This window comes from Treponema sp. R80B11-R83G3, from assembly GCF_054786115.1.
In genome coordinates, this window is the sequence record NZ_BDHF01000030.1 from 1 (window position 1) to 22543 (window position 22543).

General features: G+C 44.7%; 19 protein-coding genes and 1 pseudogene. 11 read left to right on the plus strand and 9 right to left on the minus strand.

All coding sequences use genetic code 11. The features are described 5' to 3' along the window. The 10 genes and pseudogenes from ACYVRH_RS05940 to ACYVRH_RS05985 all read left to right on the plus strand — a co-directional run. Positions 1-241, plus strand: a pseudogene (locus ACYVRH_RS05940) (heme ABC transporter ATP-binding protein); the annotation flags it as partial. Beyond that, positions 238-1245 carry an ABC transporter permease gene (locus ACYVRH_RS05945; RefSeq protein ID WP_461256009.1) on the plus strand — a complete coding sequence of 336 codons (1008 nt, stop codon included), beginning with the start codon at positions 238-240 and terminating at the stop codon, positions 1243-1245. The pseudogene ACYVRH_RS05940 and the gene ACYVRH_RS05945, both read left to right, overlap by 4 nt. A 1-nt stretch (position 1246) precedes the next feature. Then, the gene (locus ACYVRH_RS05950; protein ID WP_461256010.1) at positions 1247-2077 is read left to right on the plus strand and encodes an ABC transporter permease; all 831 of its coding nucleotides are present in this window, start codon (positions 1247-1249) and stop codon (positions 2075-2077) included. 248 nt (positions 2078-2325) lie between these two features. Continuing rightward, on the plus strand, positions 2326-3657 hold the full coding sequence (locus ACYVRH_RS05955; protein WP_461256011.1) for an ATP-binding protein: 1332 nt from the start codon (positions 2326-2328) through the stop codon (positions 3655-3657). A gap of 189 nt (positions 3658-3846) precedes the next feature. After that, a complete protein-coding gene (locus tag ACYVRH_RS05960; RefSeq protein ID WP_461256012.1) occupies positions 3847-4521 on the plus strand; it encodes a hypothetical protein in 675 nt (224 codons plus the stop codon). Between the two features lie 470 nt (positions 4522-4991). After that, a complete protein-coding gene (locus tag ACYVRH_RS05965; protein WP_461256013.1) occupies positions 4992-6242 on the plus strand; it encodes a galactokinase in 1251 nt (416 codons plus the stop codon). Beyond that, positions 6220-6978: a 5'/3'-nucleotidase SurE gene (gene surE / locus ACYVRH_RS05970; RefSeq protein WP_461256014.1), complete on the plus strand. Its 759-nt coding sequence runs from the start codon at positions 6220-6222 to the stop codon at positions 6976-6978. Before ACYVRH_RS05965 ends, surE begins: the two co-directional genes overlap by 23 nt. Positions 6979-6989: 11 nt before the next feature. Continuing rightward, entirely contained in the window at positions 6990-7727 is a 738-nt protein-coding gene (locus ACYVRH_RS05975) for a tetratricopeptide repeat protein (RefSeq protein WP_461256015.1), read from the plus strand. Further along, the gene (locus tag ACYVRH_RS05980; protein WP_461256016.1) at positions 7724-9802 is read left to right on the plus strand and encodes a 6-bladed beta-propeller; all 2079 of its coding nucleotides are present in this window, start codon (positions 7724-7726) and stop codon (positions 9800-9802) included. The genes ACYVRH_RS05975 and ACYVRH_RS05980 overlap by 4 nt, the downstream gene beginning before the upstream one ends. A gap of 207 nt (positions 9803-10009) precedes the next feature. After that, positions 10010-11596 (plus strand): SUMF1/EgtB/PvdO family nonheme iron enzyme, encoded by a 1587-nt coding sequence (locus ACYVRH_RS05985; RefSeq protein ID WP_461256017.1) that lies wholly within the window; start codon positions 10010-10012, stop codon positions 11594-11596. A gap of 223 nt (positions 11597-11819) precedes the next feature. On the opposite strand, the gene ACYVRH_RS05990 is transcribed toward ACYVRH_RS05985, so the two are convergent. From ACYVRH_RS05990 to hydF, 9 genes are all read right to left on the minus strand, one after another. Further along, positions 11820-12068, minus strand: a complete 249-nt coding sequence (locus ACYVRH_RS05990; RefSeq protein WP_461256018.1) for a PIN domain-containing protein — start codon at positions 12066-12068, stop codon at positions 11820-11822. Then, complete coding sequence (locus ACYVRH_RS05995) at positions 12069-12278, minus strand: hypothetical protein (RefSeq protein ID WP_461256019.1); 210 nt, start codon at positions 12276-12278, stop codon at positions 12069-12071. Between the two features lie 166 nt (positions 12279-12444). Next, a complete protein-coding gene (locus ACYVRH_RS06000) occupies positions 12445-13125 on the minus strand; it encodes an ABC transporter ATP-binding protein (RefSeq protein ID WP_461256020.1) in 681 nt (226 codons plus the stop codon). Beyond that, positions 13118-14092, minus strand: coding sequence for an ABC transporter ATP-binding protein (locus ACYVRH_RS06005; RefSeq protein WP_461256021.1), 975 nt, complete (start codon positions 14090-14092; stop codon positions 13118-13120). The genes ACYVRH_RS06000 and ACYVRH_RS06005 overlap by 8 nt, the downstream gene beginning before the upstream one ends. Before the next feature lies 1 nt (position 14093). After that, positions 14094-14888 carry an ABC transporter permease gene (locus tag ACYVRH_RS06010; RefSeq protein ID WP_461256022.1) on the minus strand — a complete coding sequence of 265 codons (795 nt, stop codon included), beginning with the start codon at positions 14886-14888 and terminating at the stop codon, positions 14094-14096. Then, the gene (locus tag ACYVRH_RS06015; protein WP_461256023.1) at positions 14885-15841 is read right to left on the minus strand and encodes an ABC transporter permease; all 957 of its coding nucleotides are present in this window, start codon (positions 15839-15841) and stop codon (positions 14885-14887) included. The genes ACYVRH_RS06010 and ACYVRH_RS06015 overlap by 4 nt, the downstream gene beginning before the upstream one ends. Continuing rightward, positions 15838-17364, minus strand: coding sequence for an ABC transporter substrate-binding protein (locus ACYVRH_RS06020; protein ID WP_461256024.1), 1527 nt, complete (start codon positions 17362-17364; stop codon positions 15838-15840). The genes ACYVRH_RS06015 and ACYVRH_RS06020 overlap by 4 nt, the downstream gene beginning before the upstream one ends. A 61-nt stretch (positions 17365-17425) precedes the next feature. Beyond that, the gene (gene hydE / locus ACYVRH_RS06025; RefSeq protein ID WP_461256025.1) at positions 17426-18424 is read right to left on the minus strand and encodes a [FeFe] hydrogenase H-cluster radical SAM maturase HydE; all 999 of its coding nucleotides are present in this window, start codon (positions 18422-18424) and stop codon (positions 17426-17428) included. A gap of 30 nt (positions 18425-18454) precedes the next feature. Further along, on the minus strand, positions 18455-19672 hold the full coding sequence (gene hydF / locus ACYVRH_RS06030; protein WP_461256026.1) for a [FeFe] hydrogenase H-cluster maturation GTPase HydF: 1218 nt from the start codon (positions 19670-19672) through the stop codon (positions 18455-18457). Between the two features lie 45 nt (positions 19673-19717). On the opposite strand from hydF, the gene ACYVRH_RS06035 reads away from it, so the two are divergent. After that, positions 19718-22474: a hypothetical protein gene (locus ACYVRH_RS06035; protein WP_461256027.1), complete on the plus strand. Its 2757-nt coding sequence runs from the start codon at positions 19718-19720 to the stop codon at positions 22472-22474. Positions 22475-22543 lie beyond the last annotated feature (69 nt).

Sequence of the window (22543 nt, forward strand, 5' to 3'; positions counted from 1 at the left end):
GCCCACATGGGGGCTTGATATTGCCGCAAGCAGATTTATAAAAGGAGAAATAGACGCGCTTCGCAAGAAAGGGGCGGCTATTATTTTAATTTCAACTAATTTGGACGAAATTATCGAACTTGCGGACAGAATAATTGTAATGTACAGGGGAAAGGCAACGGGGGAGTTTATCAATAATCAGAATAACGCTATTAAAGAATTAATTGGAAATTGCATGCAGGGACTTGGAGCGGCTTCATGAGAAAGAAAGTCTTTTTTTTATTTGCAATTTCTCTTTTAACCGTATTTTTACTGATATTCATTCTTAGCGATTCGCCCGTAAAAACCCTGTATTTCTTCTTTATCGGACCGTTCAGAAATTTATACAATTTTGGCAATCTGCTTAACGCAGCAATTCCAATGATTTTAGGAGCGTTAGGAATAATAATCGCCATGAAAGCCGGAAACCTCAACCTCGGCGGCGAGGGGCAGGTGTATTTGGGAGCCTTTACGACAACCGCCGCCGCTCTCTCTCTTGAGCGGTTTGGGGTAACGGGAGCGGTTGCCGCTGTGGCAGCAGGAGTCCTTGCCTCCGGCGTACTTTCGGCGTTCAGCGGCTTTTGTAAGGCAAAATGGAAAACTCCCGAAATTATTACAACCTTCCTTCTCTCATGCGCGGTTATCCCGATTATCAATTTTCTTGTTACAGGCCCTTTTCTTGACCCGGAAACGTCTCTCATATCGACAAAAAAAATTGCCGAAAATATGCGGTTTCCCCAAATTTTAAAACCGTCAAATTTAAGCTCAAGTATTTTTATCGCCATTATCTTTGTTTTTATAGTCAACTTTTTTCTTTACAAGACAAAAACAGGCTATGAATTCAGAATAGCGGGAAAAAATGAAATGTTCGCGCGTTACGGGGGGATAAATACAAAACTAAACACAGTCATTGTAATGGCAATGAGCGGCGCATTATACGGATTGGCGGGAAGCTTCGCTGTCCTTGGAACGCATTATGCCGTAATTAAGGAATTTTCCACGGGGCTAGGCTGGAGCGGCTTGACAGTAGCGTTAATCGCGAATTTTTCCCCCATTGCCGTGATACCTTGTTCGCTATTCCTTGCATGGACTGAAACAGGGGCAAGAATCGCGATGCAGAATACGGGAATAACCTATGAAATCTCATACATAATACAGGCTGTGATTTTCTTTTTATCAACAAGTTTAGTCGTTAAAAATATTTTTGATAGCAAGAGGAAAAAATAAAATGGCGATTTTCCCCGTTCTTAAAAGCACGTTAAATTTAATGATCCCGATATTTTTTGCGGCCTTTGGAGGGCTTTTCCCCGCTCTTGCCGGAACTTTAAACATCGCCCTTGAAGGATTATTGCTGTCAGGCGCGTTTTGTTCTTTGGCGGTATTTCACTTTTCAGGCAGCATAACCGCAGCCGTTTTGTCCGCTATTTTTACGGCAACTGTTTTATCGGCGTTACATTCGTTAGCTGTTTTTAAACTTCGCGCGGATTTGTTTATTTCAGGACTTGCGATAAATTTATTTTCAAGCGGGTTATGCGTAATTCTTTCCGATAAATTATTCGGTACGAAAGGAGTAATCACGGTAAATAACTCAGGCGGCTTGTTAATGTTGTATTCTGCTTTAGGTATTATTCTGCTTGTAATTTCACATATCGCTATTTATAAAACCCCCTTCGGTTACAGGCTTCGCGCCTGCGAAAGAAGCGCCGACTCGCTTGTAAGTCTTGGAATAAAACCCGTATTTTACCAAACGACCGCGTTTTTAATATCCGGTTTTTTCTGCGGCATAGGCGGTTCATTTTTAAGCCTCAATCTTGGCGCGTTTGTTCCCGGAATGTCCGCCGGCAAAGGCTGGATCGCCCTCGCCGTAATTTTCCTTGGCGTAAAAAAACCGGCAGGACTCCTTGCCGCCGCTTTTGTTTTCGCGCTCGCCGAATGTTTTTCTAACTACGCTCAGGGTTTTTGGAACATACCTGCCGGCTTTATCCTCGCGTTTCCATATATTTGTACGCTAATCGCCATGATAGCGGTCTCAGTGATTCCCTATAAAAAGGTGCAATAGTAATAATATTTTCACTGTAAAAAGGTGTGAATATGTTAATATATTCACTGTAAAAAGGTACAATAATACCAATATATTCCCTGTAAAAAGGTGTAAATATGTTAATATATTCACCATAAAAAGGTGCTATAATACCTATATATTACATATAAAAAAGTTAAATAATACTGATATATTCCCTATAAAAAGGTGCAAGTTTTTATATTTTATCCCTTGAAAAAGGTGCAAAAGTATAATACAATGCAAATATGCAAAGAAAAGTAATAAAATCCTTGCTGGAATGGAAAAATTCTCCTGACAGAAAACCGTTACTGCTGAAAGGAGCCAGGCAGACGGGTAAAACATGGCTGATGAAAGAATTCGGAAAAACCGCTTACAGGAATACGGCGTATATTGATTTTTTTAATAACCAACAAGCGCGAAATGTTTTTGAAGGCGATCTTAAACCGCTGCGCATTATAGAAGAATTGGGGTTTATCTCAGGCGAATCTATAAGCCCGGGGGAAACCCTTGTTATTTTTGATGAGATTCAGGAATGTAACAGGGCGCTTAATTCCCTTAAATATTTCTGCGAAGAAGCGCCTGAATATCACATAATGTCTGCGGGCAGTTTTCTTGGCATTGCGCTGCACAATGACGAATCTTTTCCTGTTGGGAAGACCGATAACATTACGCTATATCCGATGACATTTTCCGAATTTCTTGCCGCACTGAATGAACAACAGCTTTTAACCGCGCTAGAAAAACAAAAGCCGCGTTTTACAGCTTTAGTTAAAAACGATCTGTCAAAGTATCTTAAATATTATTTTTATGTAGGCGGCATGCCCGAAGTAGTGCTTGCTTTTACAAAAGAAAAAAATTTTAATACGATACGGTCGATTCAAAATAAAATCATCAGCGGTTATGAAGATGATTTTTCTAAACATATTGATATGAGATCCGCTGAAAAAGTTACTCGCCTGTGGAATTCTATTCCGCGCCAATTGGCAAGAGCGGCAAAAAAATTTATTTACAACGACGTAAAACCCAACGCTAAATCACGCGATTACCGTTCAGGGTTATTTTGGCTTACCAAATGCGCTCTGGCTTATGAGGTGAACCGTATCGCTCTGCCTCACTATCCGCTTGCAAGTTACGCTGAACCTGAACATTTTAAATTGTACATGCTTGATATAGGGCTTCTCTCCGCGATGGCTGGTCTTGACATTGGCGCTTTTCTTGAGCGCGATGCGGTGCTCTTTGATCATTTTTACGGGGCGCTTGCGGAACAATATATACTTGGAGAGTTAAAAGCGCTTTCCGGCATGCCTTTATATTATTGGGCGCGGGAAGGTTCCGCTAAAGCGGAATTAGATTTTATCATTCAGATTGGAAACAAAGTTATCCCTATCGAGGTAAAGGCGGAAAAAAATCTAAAGGCAAAAAGCTTAAAATTATTTATTGATACTTATCATCCCCAAATTGCGATTCGTTTTTCCATGTCTGATTTGGGGCAAAGTAATTATTCAGGATGCGTTATTTACGATATTCCATTGTATATGGTTGGCGAATTCCTCACGTTAATAGGCCGGTTTGAGTGATTTGTTTTCATTTGTGATCCGCGTATTGTTAAACATTAAGTTATTAATTTTAAAAAGGCCGGATTATTGTGTTACTTTAAGATAGTTCAGTTTTTATATATAAAAATACACGTCCGTTGGACGCGAATCCTCCGTTGGGGAAAAACGCCCTTGAGGGCAAATAGTAAATTTTTAAAAGGAGTTATCAAGATGAAAAAGTTACTTATCGTTGTCCTTTTCTGCTTGCTTTGCACGCCGCTGTTTGCCCAGGTGGGTATGGCAGGCGCAAAACCTGAAAGTGAACTTGCTTCTTCCGTGGATATTGAATTATTGCAGACCGCTTATACTTTGGCTAAATTCGGTTATAACGCCAAATCATCGTCTGCCCTTATTTGCGCTGCGGAAATCATAGCGCAAACGCAAACCCAGTCATTGGGCAGTAAGGGTATTGCAAAGGATGAAACGGGTGATGCCGATAAAAAAACTGGCAAACCTGAATATACCGTCGCTAATCTGCTTGCTGACGGCAAAAAATTTGCCGCAATGAACAAGAAAACGAAAAGAACCATGCTTGCATGGGCCGCATCAGTTAAAAAAACCATGAAAAGCAAAACCAAAGACGCTATAAGCGGTCCAAAATACCTATATGATAAAGTAGGCGCCGACGGTCAGATTACGTATAAGCTTGCGTTCGAGGCCAATAAACTTGCCGAGGTTCTTGTTTGCGGAGACGGAGACACCGATCTTGATCTTTATGTTTTTGATCAAAACAATGACCTTATTGTCTATGACGAAGGTTATTTTGATGATTGTTATGTCAAGTTTGTTCCAAAAAATACGATGAACTTCAATATTGTTGTAAAAAACAGGGGGGCATGTTTATAACAGGTTTGAATTATTGATTAATTAAAAAACGGTATAACAGGCAAATTTTAAAGGGCTTTCGTGTTTCGGAAACCCTTTAAGTTTGCCGTATTTTTGGACGGCGTTTGCAATGAGCAATTAGCAATTAGCAATGCACGGTCACTGAACTTGTCGATGTGACCAGAGAGCAAAGAGCAATTACCAAAGAGCGAAGTTAGCAATCATAGCGGCTTGCCAAAAGACTGCGCCCACAAACAACGAAATTGCTCATTGCTAAGCGAAGTTAGCAATCATAGCGGCTTGCCAAAAGACTGCGCCCACAAACAACGAAATTGCTCATTGCTAATTGTTCATTGCTCATTGAAACAACACTCCTTCATGATTTTCGTGAGAAACACTTTCGGTAAAATACACATTTTTTCAATATATGCCCCATTGAATTTCACAATATTTACTGATAAAATAAGCAAAAGCAAAAAAGAGAGGGTTTCATGCTGAACATCGGTCAAATTCACCGAAAAGAATATGATCTTGAAAAAGAAAACTCAACTCCTGTTGTTTTCGCGGAATCTCCGGGAAGAATTCATTTTTTAGGAGAGCAGGGCGAGTCAAAGTCGGGAATTTTCCTTTCCGCAGCCGTAGATCGGTATATTCATCTTGCCGTAAGCCCGAGAAAAGACAATTCTTTTCGTTTTTTTGCCGCTAATATTGATGAACGCAAAAGAACTACTGTCGCAGGCTTGAAATTCAAACGCGAAGACAGATGGGCTAACTACTTAAAGCCTGCAATTTACCTTTTTATTGAATTAGGTTGCCAGATGAAGGGGCTTAATTTCTCTTTTTACGGCAATATTCCCCAAAATATCGGACTTGCGTCCTCAATCGCGGTAGAAACAGCCGCCGCAACGGCGCTTAGAAGCCTTTTGCGCGTTCAGATAAACGATGAAGATTTTGCGCGTAAATTAAAAGAAGCGCATGAAAAAATTTTTGGAGGTTCCGCAGAGCTAGCGGATTATCTTGTCTGTTTTTTGACGCGCAAAGATCAATTTTTATTTTTTGATTCGTCAAAAAACGAAGTAAAACTGATAAAATCGCCGTTTGCCAATTTTCGCTTTATACTTGTGGATTCCCGCGTTCCCAGAATGGGCGCCCAGAAAGAAATTGCCTCCCGACAGGATGATATTTTAAAAGGGCTTGAGTTTCTTTCACAAAAACATGACGGCGCAGGCTTTAAAGATTACGCGTCAGGCGATCTTCTTGAAGTGCTTGGAAGTTTTCCCGAGCAGATCAGGCGCAGATGCATGCACATTGTCGAGGAAATACACAGGGTAAATGACGCGGCGGACGCGCTTGAACGCGCCGATCTGGCTTCATTCGCGAAAATAATATACCATTCCCATGAGAGCCTTAGGGATCTGTACGAAATAAGCTGTCCTGAAATTGACTGGCTTGTAAAGCGGGCGCAGGAGATAGAAGGGTCTGCAGGTTCGCGGATGATCGGTATTGGTTTTGGCGGATGCACGTATACCATTATCCGCCGTGAGCTTGTTGAAGAATTTAAGAGGCGGCTTGAAGATTACGAGCGTATTTTCGGGTTTAGGCCGGCGATTTACGAAGTTAAATTGGCTACAAGGGCAAGGGTAATCTCTGAGCCGGTTGTCGAAACTAGGCGCAGTATTGCGACTACAACCGGTTCCCGTACTGTACGCAAGAGGGTTTATGCGAATACTGCTAACAAATGACGATGGAATCTCTTCTCAAGGGATAAGACTGTTAGAGAAAGCTTTACGCAACGCGGGGCACAGGGTTTTTACTGTCGCTCCCCATCATAACCGTTCAGGCTGTTCCCATTCCATTGAATTTTTAAAGGGCCCTTTAAGGTTATCAGAGATAGAGGAAGACACTTGGTCGTGTTCAGGTACGCCCGTGGACTGCATTATAACCGCCCTTTTGGGAGGAATCCCCGAAATCTGCATTTCTACCGAAGGAACCGCGCTCAATATGGAAAGAGCGCCGGATCTCATCCTGTCCGGGATTAACGCGGGAGCGAATTTGGGGACTGATATTATCTATTCGGGAACCGCGTCCGCCGCAAGGCAGGGCAGTTTTTTCGGTATACCGTCCGTAGCGTTGTCTTTAGTCGAAAACGATCTTCCCTGGCAGTGGGATTCGGTCGTTTCTTATATTACGGAAAAACTTATTTTGATTATGGGTTACTGGAAAGCCGGCACCTTCGTGAATGTAAATTTTCCAAATATTGAAAAAAAACCCGCGATGCTTGTTCCTTCTTTTCCTTCTATGAGGTATTATAATGACAGGATAGTTACTTTCATTTCCCCGAGGGGAAGCAGGTATTGTTTCGCGAAACCGGGTAAGGTTGACAACGTGCCTGAGGAAGGTTCCGATTGGGATGAGGTTTTAAAAGGGAACGCCGCGTTTTGTGTGGTTATGTCTCAACCGGCAATCGCGGCGGGATAATGGGGGGAATCATGGCTGCTCAGGAAAGCGGCGTTGGCGAATTGTCTGAAGAAGAAGAAAAATCCGGCGCGGATGAAAAAATTCTTGAAGGAGTGCGCCTTTACAGGGAGAAAAACTGGGAGAAGGCTTTAAAAGAATTTTTGTCAAAGGACACTTCATCTTTCAGTTTTGAAGAAAAAATGGAACATGCCTATTACCTCGGATTGTGTTACACGAAACTTAAAAATTATGAAAAAGCTTTAGTTTCCCTTGAACAGGTTGTAACGTCGGAACGGCATATCTTGCGCGTATTTCAATGCAGAATGATGCTTGCGTATATTTATGTGATAACCAAGCGCGTTAAAATGGCGGAATATGAACTTCACAAACTGCAATCCAGCGGGCTTGAATCTCCGTTACTCTACAATACGCTTGCCTATGCCGCATGGGCGCAAAAACGCCATAAGAGCGCGATAGATCTTTACGAAAAAACCCTTGAAATTGATTCAAATAACGCGACAGCGATGAACAGCATGGGCTTTATTCTGGCCGATACGGGACTGGATATTATGCGCGCCCTCCGCCTGTGCAGAAAGGCGGTTGATTACAGGCCCCACAGCGCGGCATATCTTGACTCCCTTGGCTGGGCTTACTACAAAAGCGGCGAAGTTGTAGAAGCGCGCACATGGCTGCGCAGGGCGCTTGATATAGCCCCCAATGAAGAAGAAATAAAAAGGCACTTTAAAATAGTGACGGGAGAAAAGCTGTGAGAAACCCCTTTTTTTTTACGGCGTTTTTTCTTGTTGTATCAGTTTTGTACGCGCAGGACGACCCCATTATTCGTCAAAACCCTCCCCCCGGCGGAACAGGCCCCGCCGCTCTTGCCGCGGCGGAAGAGTTCAGGATTGGAGTGCAAGCCTACTACCGTTTTTCGTATAACGAAGCGATTTATTCTTTTGAACGCGCCCTTTCCTTCCTTCCTAATGCGCCGATGACTCTTGACTGGCTTGGAAAGGCGTACTACCGTTCAGGTTTTGAAGAAATCGCGCTAAGGCAATGGCGCGCCGCTCTTGATCTTTACGGCAGGAACTCAGGCGTTGGTATGTTGCTTAACGCCCGGATAGAGACAGTCGCCAACAGGCGTTTTCTTAAGTCCATTCCGGATGGCGATAAAATACGTTATGTGAACTCAGGGCGTTTTCCCGGGAAAATAGAAGATACGGTTCTTTACCGTCAGCCGACATCGATCTTGGCGAATAACGACGGCAGCGTATGGGTAGCCGCTTACGGCAGTAATGAAATTTTAAAAATAGACGTAAACGGGTTAATAAGGGATCGCAAACGCGGTCATTTTAACGGTTTCGACCGTCCCTATGATTTGGCTCGAGGGCTTGATGGCCGTATGTATGTGTCAGAATTCCGCGGCAGCAGGGTGAGTATTCTTAACAGTAACGGAGACTGGCAGGCGTATATCGGCTCAAGGGGATTGGGCGACGGCCAATTTGTCGGCCCCCAGCACCTAACGGTTGACGAAGACGGTTATCTGTATGTGGTCGATTACGGTAACAGCAGAATTTCAAAATTTGATCCTGACGGCGCGTTTATTCTTTCGTTTGGGAAAAAGAGCGCGGTTTTTCCCGGCTTGCTTTCACCTACAGGCATTGCCGCCTATAACAATAAAATTTATGTCGCCGAAAGCGCGGCAAAAGTAATTTATATGTTTGATCCCAACGGTAATTATCTGGGACGTTTGTCTGCGGAAGGCTTGAAAGGCCCTGAAAGCCTGAGGTTTCTTTCTGACGGCACCATACTTGCCGCAGATGGCAACAGAATTGTGCAGATAAACCCCGATTCCGCGATTGTCCGCGAGTTGGGGCTTGCCGGAGGGGAGCGTGTTCGCGTAACGTGCGCTGAAATGGACAGTAACGGCAGCATACTCACGGCAAATTTCAACGCGGGCGAAGTCAATGTAATGACCCGTTTTGACGATTTAGCTTCCGGTTTATTTGTGCAGATACGCAATATTGACGCTGGCAATTTCCCCAAAGTAATCGTGGAACTTACCGTAGAAGACAGACTGCGCCGCCCAATCATGGGTCTTGATAACAATAATTTCCTTCTTACGGAAAATGGCGTACCCACGGCGGAACAGATATTGTACGCGCCCGGCTACCGCTATCGCGGCGCTGATATTTCCCTCTTAGTGGAACGGTCTGACGCGACGGCGCGTATGCGTGACGATCTTGGCGCGGCCTCCCGTGACATAAACCGCGCCGTACAGGAAATGGGTAACACAAAAATAGTTTCGGTTATTTCCGCCGCAGAACAGCCCCGCAGAGAACAACACGCCAATTCCCTTGAAAACGCGGTACGGGGCGCGGCAGGCAATACCAGCAGATGGCGTTTTGATCTTGGCCTCCGCCTCGCCGCGACAGATCTTATGACAAATGTTCCAGCCGCCCCCAAAAGGTCGGTTGTATATATCGGCTCAGGCAATTTAGGCGATTTGGCGTATGAGCAAAACGGTCTTTCAGAAATGGCGGCCTTTCTTGCGAATAACGGCATAGTATTTAACGCCATAATAATCGGCGGCGGTCAAGTTTCCACGGCAATAGAGTACCTGTGCAATGAAACAGGCGGCAGGGCGATGCCCCTTTACCGACCCCAAGGCATTGGCGAGCTAATCAAAAGCACGGCGGATACCCCGTGCGGCCTTTACACTTTTACGTATAATTCACGCCTTCCCACGGACTTTGGAAGAGCATGGCTTCCTATTGAGGTTGAAGTCTATTTAATGGAAAGGTCGGGGCGTGATAATATTGGGTATTTCGCGCCGCTGGAATAGTGGAAGGAAGATTTTTTACCACGAACCAACACGAACAAAGAGCTATCTAAGCCTGAGCTTCACGATAAGATAACGGACAAAAACCCCACTCCCCATTCCCTACTCCCCACTCCCTATACTTTGTGATCTTAGTGTGAGTTCTTCGGAATAAAACATTGAATTATTATTAAAAACATGGTATATTATTGTATATTCGGAGAGTATACAATGAAAAAATTTGCGGTATTTATTACATTGACGTTTTTTCTCGCGGCGGGGCTTTTTGCTCAGCAAAAATTCGCTCTTGTTATCGGTAACGGGGCGTATACTAATATTACTAAGCTCAACAATCCTGTGAATGATGCCAATGACATGGCTGTCGCCCTTCAGGGGCTTGGCTTTACCGTGGAGAAGGTGTTGAACGGGAACCTGTCCCAAATGGAAAACGGGATAGTGAACCTTAAAAAAAGGTTGAAGGGGTCGAAAAATTCTTATGGCTTTTTCTTTTACGCGGGGCACGGGGTGCAGTCCAATGGAGAAAACTACCTGATACCCGTTGACGCTAATATTCAAAGTGAAAGTTTTCTCCGCAGGCAGTCGATTTCCGTGCAGGAAATGCTTGACGAACTGAACGACGCGGGAAACGATTTGAACGTTGTAGTCCTTGACGCTTGCAGAGACAACCCCTTCGCATGGAAGCGCTCCGGCAGCAGGGGCTTGCAAGTGGTGGGCAATCAGCCTGCGGACAGCATCATCGTGTTCGCGACAAGCGCGGGTTCCACCGCCTCTGACGGCACGGGCAGGAACGGTCTTTTTACCGGCCACTTGCTGGAACGCCTAAAAACCCCCGGCATTGAAGTAGCCGAAGTATTCCGTCTGACAATGGGCGACGTAGTCCGTGCCAGCGGCAGCCAACAGCGCCCCGCTGTCTATAACCAGTTTGCGGGTCAAGCCTATCTCGGCAGTAAGCCGCAAGTAGCGACAACGACGACAACCACACAACCGCAACAGACTGCTACGCAACCAGCGCAAACCATGCAGTCAACCACCAACCAGCAGTCTGCGTCCCTCCCCGCCGGCATGGTACGCATAAACGGTGGAACCTTCACAATGGGCAGTCCCGCAAATGAGCCAAGCCGTTCCAGTAATGAAGGTCCTCAGCATCAGGTGACGGTGAGCAGTTTTTACATGGGGAAGTACGAAGTAACGCAGAAGGAGTATCAGGAAGTGATGGGGACAAATCCCAGTAATTTTAAAGGGGACAATCTGCCTGTGGAACAAGTAAGCTGGTATGATGCGGTAGAGTACTGCAACAAGAGGAGCCAGAAAGAAGGATTAACTCCAGCGTATACCAGAAATGGTGATAACGTAACATGGAATAAGAACGCCAACGGCTACCGTCTGCCTACAGAAGCTGAATGGGAATACGCCTGCAGGGCGGGGACGACAACGCCGTTCAGTACCGGGAACAACGTCACAACAAGTCAGGCGAATTACGATGGAAACAATCCGTATAATAATAACGCGAAAGGGGAATACAGGCAAAAGACAATGGCAGTTGGGAGTTTTTCTCCAAACGCATTGGGTTTGTACGATATGCACGGGAACGTATGGGAATGGTGCTGGGACTGGTATGGAAATTATTCAAGCGGGTCGCAGACCGATCCTATTGGTACGTCCTCGGGGTCTTACCGTGTGGGGCGCGGCGGGAGTTGGTACAATTCGGCGGAGGACGTTCGTTCCGGTTATCGGTTCAACTACTACGCCCCCTACGACAGGGGCAGCGGCATCGGCTTCCGGCTGGTGCGCCCCTGAGTTCTGCATCAGCAATACAGGCGACATGCCCAAGCCGTAGCGACACGGAGTGGAGCGAAGGCGTGGGCATGGAGCGGGGAGTGCGAAAGAAGAAAGAAAAGTGAAGAAAGAAAAAAGGGAAGATTGTTGTTAGTGAGAACACGCAAACGTACCTGCTACCGCTTTTTCATAGTGCCGTTATGCGACATTTATACGCTAGGGACGGTGTAGTGGCGTAGCATACCTATTTAGTTTTAGGAAAATACCGAATACCAGGAAAGTCTTTGAAGTATTTATCACAAGAAAATATTATCGCTGAATAATGCAATGATGTTGCGTAAATAATACTATCAGCCATAGGCAGTTTATGTTTCCGGCTTATTTCTGCGGCAGAAAGGCTTATACCGGCATTAAGTTCAATTACAGTACCTGTCTGCATATATGAAACCACATCCAATGAGATATTCAAGCCAACAGGAAGAATCAACAACATTCATAAAACTCTATCAGCCTCTTCACGTATATCTGATGTATCAATCTTATGTAATGTTCCGCGCAAAGACGCTATAGAAGGTACAACCCGCTTTTGGGTACGGTTTTGCATAAATTCATAAAGGAGTGAGCTAATAGTCTGCTGCTCAACCATAGGTTTCAAGGTTTGATAGACAGCATCGTCAACAGTTATGGTTAATTCATGTAACATATTATTATTTTACTACGGAATTGTTCTTATGTCCAGTACCCGCTTTAACAAACAAAAACTAAAAGTACACGTAAACGTATCAGGTACCGCTTTTTCATACGCATAGCCCTCAGACAATAACCCTTTTGTGCTCTTTGTACCTTTGTGTTCTTAGTGTGAATTCCTTTCAAATAAACTTCCCATTTTCCATAACCGCCATTCTGTCGCAAAGGTACTCCACGGCATCCTTGTTATGCGAAATAAAAAGAATCGTGAGCCTCATGCTTTTGTGCAGTTCCCTGAAAAGGTTTAGTATCTGAGCGCCGGCTGATACGTCAAGGGAACTGATCGCTTCGTCGGCGATTAATAGGCGCGGGGAAGTCATCAGGGCGCGGGCGATGCAGATACGCTGTTTTTGACCGCCGCTTAACTCGTGAACACTGCGTGTTTTGTAGGACGGGTCAAGGCCGACGCGCAGTAACATTCTGTCGATTTTGCGCCTGCGTTCTTCTTTGTTTCCTATTCTGTGAATAATTAGCGGTTCTTCCATAAGCCAGCCGATGTTTTTGCAGGGATTTAAAGACGCGCCCGTCTCCTGAAAAACCATCTGAATCGGCGGCGGTTTTTCCTGCTCCTGCCCGTCAAGCAAAATTTCTCCCTCATAATCGATAAGTTTTAAAATACAACGCGCCAAAGTTGTTTTGCCGCAGCCTGATTTGCCCGTAAGGCCGAAAATTTCTCCCTGACGCAGTTCAAGATTTATGTTTTTAAGGACGGGCTTTATTTCTTTTTTTCCGAAAAGACCGAACCTTTTGCTGATATAGGCGCATGAGAGGTTACGGATTGAAAGCAGGGGAGTGTCAGGCATTAGGTTCTCCTGACGAGGGATAATAGCAGTGGACCTTCGCGCCGTTAATTTCTTTTTGAGGAGGGAAATTTTGCGAACAGATACTCTGGGCTTTCTCGCAACGGGGAGCGAAAGGGCAGCCGGAAAAACTGTCATATATCGAAGGAACTTTGCCGTGAATACTGTTCAGTTTTTTGCCGCGCTTTTCTTTTTCGGGAATTGCTTTTAATAGTGCGTTTGTATAAGGATGAAGCGGGGAGAAAAGAGCGCCTGATTGCCCTTCCTCAATGATTTTTCCCGCGTACATGACAAGGAAGCGGTTGCAAAATTGCCGTATTATCGAAAGATCGTGCGATATTATTAAAACGGAAGTTTTATATTTGCGGTTCATTTCAGCTAACAGGGAAAGAATGCGCTGTTGGCTTTCCATGTCAAGCGCGCTTGACGGCTCGTCAGCTAATAAGAGGCGGGGGCGGCGGATTACGGCGATTGCCGTCATTACGCGCTGGCACATTCCGCCTGAAAGCTGGTGAGGGAAAGCGTCGAATATTTTTTCAGGCTCATCAAAGCCCAGAGAGGCGAGCGTTTCAAGCGCTTGAGACTTGTTCGCTTCTTTGTCGGTACTGCCTGCAAGTTCAAGCATTTCCGTAATTTGCCCGCCTATCATCATCAGCGGATTAAGCGACTGCCTTATATCCTGAAAAATTACGGAGATTTCTTTTCCTCTTATGTAGCACAGTTCTTTTTCGCCCAGGGAAGTAAGCGGTATGTGATTGAGAATTATTTCGCCGCCTAGAATTTTTACAGGTTGGGGCAGAAGGTTTGGAATTGACAGGGCAGTCATGCTCTTGCCGCAGCCGGATTCTCCTGCAAGGCCGACAATTTCCCCTTCATCAATTGAAAAACTGACATCCTTCAGTATTTGAAAAATTTTGCCGTCCTTTTTTATTCCGGCGGCCAGGTTATTCACTTCCAATAAACGCGGCACGTTAGCCCCCGAACCTTTTGCGAATACCTTCGCCTAACAGGTGAAAAGCGATAACCGTAAGCATTATAAAAATGCCGGGGGCTATGGCGCACCACGGGGCGTTGAAAAACCATGCTTGCGCCTCAAACAACATACGCCCCCATGAAGGCTCAGGCGGCTGGATGCCCATTCCAAGGTAGCTCATTGCGGCTTCCGCGAGAATCGCGTTTGACAGCCCCAGTACCGAAGCGGAAAGGAGCGATGGGGCAAGATTAGGCAGAATATGAATGAACGTTATGCGAAAAAAACCAGCGCCGAGAATTTTTTCCGCATGTATAAAAGAAGCGTCTTTGTACTGCAATGCCCCTGTTCGCATAACGCGGGTGTAACTCGGCGTAAAAAGAATTAGCAGCGCGATAAAAAGGCTGAATTGGCTGTTGTCCATTACCGCGACTAGAAGGAGGGCAAGGACTATTCCGGGAAAAGAGTTAAGCGCGTCAATAATACGCATTATAATTTCGCCTGTAATTCCGCCAATGTAGCCCGCCAAAAGACCAAGCAAACTTCCCAAAGCTGCGGCTCCCGTTACGGTACATAATGCGAGGAGCAGGGAATTTCTCCCCCCCGCCATGATGCGCGAAAAAATATCCCTGCCAAAATTGTCAGTTCCAAGCAAATGCCCGGCGGACGGAGGCATAAGGCGTTTTGAATAATCCATTTGGTTGTAATTATACGGAACCCAGATAAGGCTAAGTAAAGACATTGTAACAATGACAACGCCGATAACTGCTCCGATTTTCAGATTAAATATATTCATCTGATATCCCTTGCCTCTCTGATCCTTGGGTCGATAATCATAATCGCAATGTCCGCAAGAGTGTTAGCTGTAATGATAATAAACGCTATGTAAACCATAAGGGATTGAATTAACGGGTAGTCTCTGGAACTGATTGCCGTAATTAAAAGTCTGCCGATTCCGGGAATTGTAAAGACCTGCTCAATGATGATGCTGCCTGAAAAAACTTCCGCGATTATCATGGCGAATATGGTGACGGCGGGAAGAAGAGCGTTTTTTAAAACGTGGCGGCGCAGAATATAAAGCCAGCTGGCGCCCTTGCTTCTTGCCGTTGTCACATAGTCGCTTCGCAGTTGCGCAAAGAGCGAGCCTCTTAAAAATTTGACAAGAATAGCGGCGTTTGGGAGAGCGATTGCAAGGGAGGGAAAGCAAAGACAGCGGATAAAGCCGAGAAAGTTTTCATTGTAACTTATATATTCGCCGGGAATAAAAAGTTTTAGGCCGAAACCGAAGAAAAAAATAAAAAGCAGCCCCATAAAAAAGTTAGGAGCGCTTAATCCGGCGGCGGTGAGAAAATTTACAACACTATCAAGTATGCCCCCTTCGCGGTTTACGGTTAAAAGCGAGACAGGTATGGAAATGAGCAAAATAAAAAAAAGCGAAAGCAGGGCTAAAGTTACTGTGACGGGAATGCGCTGTGAAATCAAAGTAGAAACCGCCTCTCCCCGGAAACTTAAAGATGTTCCCGCTTTGCCTGAAAGAAAGCCTGATAGCCAATCAAGATAGCGAATGACAACATTTCTGTTAAGCCCCATTTCTTCGCGTAATGCGGATAATTGTTCCTGTGAAGAATTAATTCCGGCAAGGAAACTAGCCGGATCACCGCGAATAACGCTAAAGGCGAGAAAGCATAAAATTGAAACAAGAAATACCGTAATTAAAGCAATAACGATTCTTCTAAAAATAAAATTCAATTATTAGGCATCCTGTAAATCGAAGAAAAGTCAACCACTAGTAACGGATAATTTTTCGCTCCCGCAAAAGCGCCTGCGCGGAAAACTTTATAGTAAAGAATATCCTGTATAAAGACGCTTGCGGCGTTTCCTGCAATTATTCCCTGCGCGCTTTTGTAAAGCTGTTTTCTTCTCGCTTCATTTGTTTCCGTAAGTATCGCATCATAAGTTTTGTCAAATTCTCCGTTTGAAAAATTAATAAAATTGCCGCTGTTATCTGATCTGTAACGCGCAAGGAAATTACGCGCGGAAACAACCGGGCTGTCCAGTGAAATAATAGTCGCCTGATAACTGCGTCCCCTGTAAACGTCAGAAAGCCATGTATTCCAGTCTACAAGTTTAACGGACGCGTCAATTCCAATTTTATCGAGCTGGTTTACAATTACCTGCGCGGTATCGACATGCATGGAGTACTCGGAAGCCACGGTAATTTCAAGCGAAGGTTTGCGCGTGTCATTGAAACCCGCCTCAGCAAGAAGCGTTTGCGCCGTTTGCGGATCATACGGGTAACTAAGGGAGGCGTCATAGTAAGTTGATAATCCGGGAATTATGGGACTGCCCGAAGGAGAGCCTTTTCCAAAAAAAGCGCCGTCAATTATTCCCTGAATGTCTATGCCGTAATTTATAGCCTTACGCACGCGAGTATCATCAAGAGGGGGAGCGGAGTTGTTAAGCGCAAGAAGCTGTACCGCCGCCGAATAACTGTCAATAACGTCAAAATTTCTGTGGTCGAGCTGGGCTGCAAAAGAGCCTACAAGATTCGCGCCGTCAATATTGCCGCTTCGCAATGCAATCATCAACGCTTCAACATTCGCGTAGAACACAATTGTTACTTTATCAAGACGAGGCACGTCCTGCGGCTGTGCAAGATGTCTCTGCCAATAACCGTCAAATTTTTTTAACACAAGGTCTCTCTGCGAAGTAAAACTTTCAATTATAAAGGGACCTGTCCCAATAACATTTTTTTCGCGGTCATTATTATCCTTTTTGACAATTCCAACCGTTAAAAAAGGAATAAACTCAGGGTCGGGAGCTTTAAGGGTTACCTTTACGTTTTTATCCGAGATAATTTCTACATTATTTATCCTGTCCAGCCCGTTGAAGCCGGCGGCTGCCGCCGTGTCCAGACTGAACTTGACATCGGCGGCAGTTACAATCGAACCGTCATGAAAACGAACGCCGTCTCTAAGAATGAAAGTGTAAACAAGCGAGTCACGATCCGTTGTCCATGACTCGGCGGCACAGGGAAGCATGCTCCCGTCGGTATCAGGCTTTACAAGCCCTTCAAAAACATTGAAAAGAATGCTTCTGCCGTCCGCCGTGTCATTTTTAGTATTAAGCGGGTCGAGAGTTTTTGGTTCGGTAGTAAAGCCGTAACGCAACTGCGCCGTATCGTCATTTTTATTTTTACGGCAGGAAGGAAACATGGCTATTATAGCCGTTAATAAAAAAAACGCGAATATTGATATTTTATTTTTGTACATAAAAACTCCTTATTATTATGTTAAGCGATTATACTAAAAATACTGATATAATTCTACATTGTCAACCTTTCGCGTCTCCTCGTACCATCTGCGGTTCAAAGCCCGAGCAAACTATTCTGTTCTTCATGCAGGACATGCACTTTACCGCATCGTCGCCGGTGCAGATTTTATCATCGTACAGGGCATAGAGTTTTCTGAACGCGGTGGGCGTTAAATTGGGCATAAAAACATTCGCGCCGGCTTCTAGGGCAAGTTCCCTGCCGTTAGGTGTAATTGTACCCATCGCGGTGGTGGCGGGAATTAGCGCTTTGGGCAAGGTAAGCCGCGTGATGGCGAGCATTTTCAGGCAGAGGGTGAGATTTCCAGCGGGTTGTGAGGCGAAAGGAGTGTCTTTTTGCGGGATAAAAGGGCCTATGCCGACCATTTGCGGCTGTAATTCTTCAAGAAAGCGAATGTCCGCAAGCAGGCACTCAGGCGTTTGATAGGGAGTTCCCACCATAAACCCGGCTCCCACCTGATAGCCTATTTTTTTGAGGTTGTGCAGACACTGTTTGCGGTTTTCAAGGCTCATGGAAGACGGGTGAAGTTTCGCGTAATGCTCGTCATCGGCGGTTTCATGGCGTAAAAGAAAACGGTTTGCCCCCGCTCTGAAAAAAGTTTCATAGTCGCTTTGCGGCCATTCGCCGATGGAGAGGGTAATCGCGTTATCGGGAAATTCCTTCCGTATTGCGGATACAATTTCCGTTACACGCTCAGCCGTAAACCACGGATCTTCGCCGCCCTGCAGGACAAATGTTTTAATCCCCAATTTGTCTCCGGCGCGGCAACATTCAAGGATTTCTTCAAAAGAAAGCCTGTAACGTTCAAGTTTCGAGTTTGAACGGCGAAGCCCGCAGTAATAACAGTCATTTTTGCAGTAATTAGTAAACTCGATTAGCCCGCGAATATATACGCTCTTGCCGTAGTGAGCCTCGCGCACTTTTCGCGCCTGCGCAAAAAGCGCCTCAATTTCATCATTGTCTTCTGACGTGATTATCCGCAGTATATCTCTATCATTCATATTATTCTTTTTTTACGTTCATGTTGGTTATTATCCTTCATCATTAATATCAAGCATCGCCGTGCATCGCTTTAAAATTCCATTCATGTGGGCGATAGTTATGCCGTAATTTGTAAACGGGATATTTTGCTCTTCGGAATGTTTGCGCCGGTAGTGCATTTCGCGCTCGTTTAGCATGCACGCTCCGCAGTGAATGACAACCTTGTAAGCAGACAGATCCTGCGGAAAATCGCCTCCCGAACAAAAACTGAATTCCGGCTCTTTTTTAGAGTGGTTTCTAATCCAGCGCGGCAATTTCACGGTACCGATGTCATCGCATTGGCGGTGGTGGGTGCAGCCTTCGCAGATAAGCACTTTGTCGCCGTCTTGCAGATTGTCAAGGGCGGCGGCTCCTTTGACGGCAGTTTTTAAAAAGCCCTTGTAGCGGGCGAATAAAATTGAAAATGAAGTGAGGGGTATCTCCTGCGGCACAATGGCGGAAACCTGCGCGAACGCCTGGCTGTCCGTGATTACAAGGGACGGCGTTTTGCCGATGTCGGCGAGCGTCTGCCGCAATTCAGTTTCTCGCACGGTGATCGCGTTTGCGCCCGCTTCTAAAATGTCGCGTATCATCTGCTGTTGGGGAAGAATCAACCGTCCCTTGGGAGCGGCCTTGTCAATGGGGATTACAAGGACTAAAAAATCATTTGGTTTGATTAAATCCGCGACCAGTCTTTGTTCCGGTTCTTTTTCAAGAGCCAACGCCGCGATTTTTTCTTTTAACTGATTAATGTTAAAGCCCGTCTTCGCGCTTACGGGAAGAATTTCACTCTCGGACGCCATCGACATGGAATCGGCATTACAAAGATCGCATTTATTAAGCGCGATTATATAGGGGATTTTTTTTTCATTAAAAAGCGCGGTTAACTCCGCTTCGACGGCGGATAGGGCAGAATCGGGCGGAAGTTCCCCATCAATGACCAGAACCGCCGCGTCCGTTTTATTTAGAACCTGTTTAGTCCTGTTTACCCTCATTTCTCCAAGTTTGCCCTCGTCGTCAAAACCGGGAGTGTCGATAATAACAACCGGCCCCAGCGGAAGCAGTTCCATTGCCTTGAAAACAGGGTCTGTCGTCGTACCCTTCATATCGCTTACAATGGCAAGATTTTGCCCTGTAACCGCGTTTACAAGGCTGGATTTCCCGGCGTTTCTTCTGCCAAAAAACGCGATATGCAGTCGGTTTGAAGACGGCGTTTCGTTCATACTCATAAGGCCATTATCTCAAATTTTTCTATAAATATAAAGGTATGTTTTATGCCGATAATAAGTAATATGATAAATTTGTTCTTTTTCCTGAAGTTTAAGTCCCAATTACGGAGAACTAGGCCGGATATTGTCAGCCATGTTGACGAATCCCTTGTAAGGGCGATAAGCGACGCGGGCGGGAAAATCACAGGCGACCGATTTGTAATTTCCGCAGTTTTTAACGAAGATACGATTGGTTTTTGGCTGGATATGTATATTTTGATTGAAAATCTGAAGATAAGTGTCGAGTCCTCGCAAGAGTTCTTCGGTTATTCGCTATTAATTAGCGGCAAATACCCTGATTCCCCCGAATTGCTTTGCCGTTTTTTAGCCGGAATAAGCGGCGTTTTTGTCGATGATAAGGCCGCAAAAAAATTGATACCATACGCTTCTTTTGATAAGCCTTCCGAGTGGCTGAAAAGAATAAAAAAACGAAAATACGGCTGCGGCAGTTATTTTAGAATTAATAAATTAAAAGTTTTTAAGAAACCGCCCATCAATGAAATTGATTTACAACCCAATATAATTAATGCCTTTGAACAGGGAAAGGGCATGAATACATTAACGCTTTGCCCGTTCTATTTACAGATACGCGGCGTGTTGTATGAGTATTATAATAATTTAAACAATACTTTTCCCGCATTAACTATTTGTTTTGACAGTATCGGGATTGGTTCTCTTGTCGATATATGGTCTTTGAATATCCGTTCGTTAGTTTCAGGGCAATCTACCGATGAAATTGACAACCTTTGGGAATTCCTTTTCAGGGAACGCATACGAGATGAAGTGTCGGAATATATAATACGTTGCGTCAGAAGGTATCTGTTGCTGATTTTTGATCTTTATATTGAAGCGGCCTGTAAAAGAAAAAAAACTCCCGTATTATTACTGGAAAATGTTCATCTTGCGGAAAACAGCGCGATGTCTTTATTGATTGACGCGTTAGCTGAAATAAACCAACGAAACGCCCAAAAATTATTAGTTTTAGGAACGGGCGAGGACGGCATATCGCAAGATAAATTAAAACAGTGGGAAGTAATTTTTAATAATGTCACAAAGGTTAACGGAATTAAGGTGAACGCGATATATTATCCGAAACTTTCGATAGATCTATGGGAGATTATCTACGCCATATCGCTTTTCAGCCGATATTTTTCCCCAGAACTTTTTCAACGGTTATTTGAGGAAGAAGATAAGAATCCCGTAATGATTACCAAAGCTTTTTCAATACTTCATAAAATGGGCATAATAGACAATCTTCGCGAACCGCGCCTAATAAACAGGCTTTTTGAAGAACACGCATTTAAAGTTTTAAATGATAAAGCCGCAAGAATTAAAGAAATAGTCCGCAAACGTCTTTTAAACTGGGCGGCAAGAAGAAATTTAAATCCCTGTTTTCGCTTGTTGACAATTATCGCAAGTCTTGACGGCATAAAACAGATCGACGAACTGTTACTGTTAAAATCATTTTCTTCTGATATTGTAAATAAAACAATTATGGCGATAGAAACGGCGATGAATAACGGACAATTTGAACAGATGGTTGACGCAAAAGCCGCCGCTATAAGGCATATTTATAAAACGTCAAAAGCGCTAATTACAGGCAATGAAAAAGAGATAGAAACGACATTTACTGATAATCCGCTGGACAGTTTAAGCACGTTATACGATCTGTTCCCCGTGCTTAAAACGCAGATACTTGTTAATCACAGCGGTTATCATTTTGGGCGGCATGACGAGAAAGGCGCGGCGGAAAAAGCAAAAGAGGCTATTTTACTAGGGCAGAGTAAGAATTCATTCTGTCTGCCCCAGGCATACCGGCTTTTCTCGCTTGTATGCCTTTCCAAACAGCAGGTAAATGAAACGATTGAATACCTTGGATTCGCCCTATCAAACGCTGAAAAAGCCGGCAATTACCATGAAATGTCGTTATCCGCATATTATTCCGCCGCCGCCCAATTCTTGCATGGAGACGTTTTTCACGCCGCCGATCTCGCAAACAGATCCATTAAGCAATCGCTTGCCGCAGGCCGTCCTGATTGGGCGGATCGCTCGCGTTTTTTGGAAGGGCGTATAGAATTTGATCTTGGCCATTACCGGCAAGCCCACGATATTTTTGACGGTTTATTAAAGGAGCCATATGGCAGCATGACATGTGAAAAAGAAAACCTAATGGCGGCGTGGATTTACCGTTCAAAAATATATTTTGACAATCCAAACATACCTAAACCCGAACCTGCGAATCACGATGCTGATTTATTTGAAATTGAAGCGGCTTATCTTGCCGGAAATTATAAAAGAGCGGTTGAACTTTCATCTTCACATAACAATCCTTTTTTGGAAGAAAATTATCTTTATACCGAACAGGCGGACTGGCGCAGCGGTTTCGCCCAATGCGAACATCTGTATTTTACCCACGGTGAAATTCAAAGCAGAATGATTTCACTTTTTCATTCCCTAGCCTTAAGCCGCCTGTCACACGACGGATGCGAAGAGGCTCTTCATGAAATGCAAAATATTCTCCGCGATGAAAAACTCTGCGAAATGGACCCTTGGGACGCTTTTTATTTTTACGCGAAGTACCGTATTCTTGTGCAAGCGGAAGCCAGTCTAGTAGACATGAGCACCGCCGTCAGCATGGCATTTAAGCGCCTACAACGCCGCGCCGGCCGGATAGACGACAACGAAACCCGCCGCCAATACCTGAATGGCTCCCGCTGGAACCGCGAATTAAGCATGGCAGCGAAAGAATTTAAGCTGATTTAGCAATTAGCAATGAGCAATTAGGAATGAGCAATTAGCAATTAGCAGTTAGCAATTAGCAGTTAGCAATTA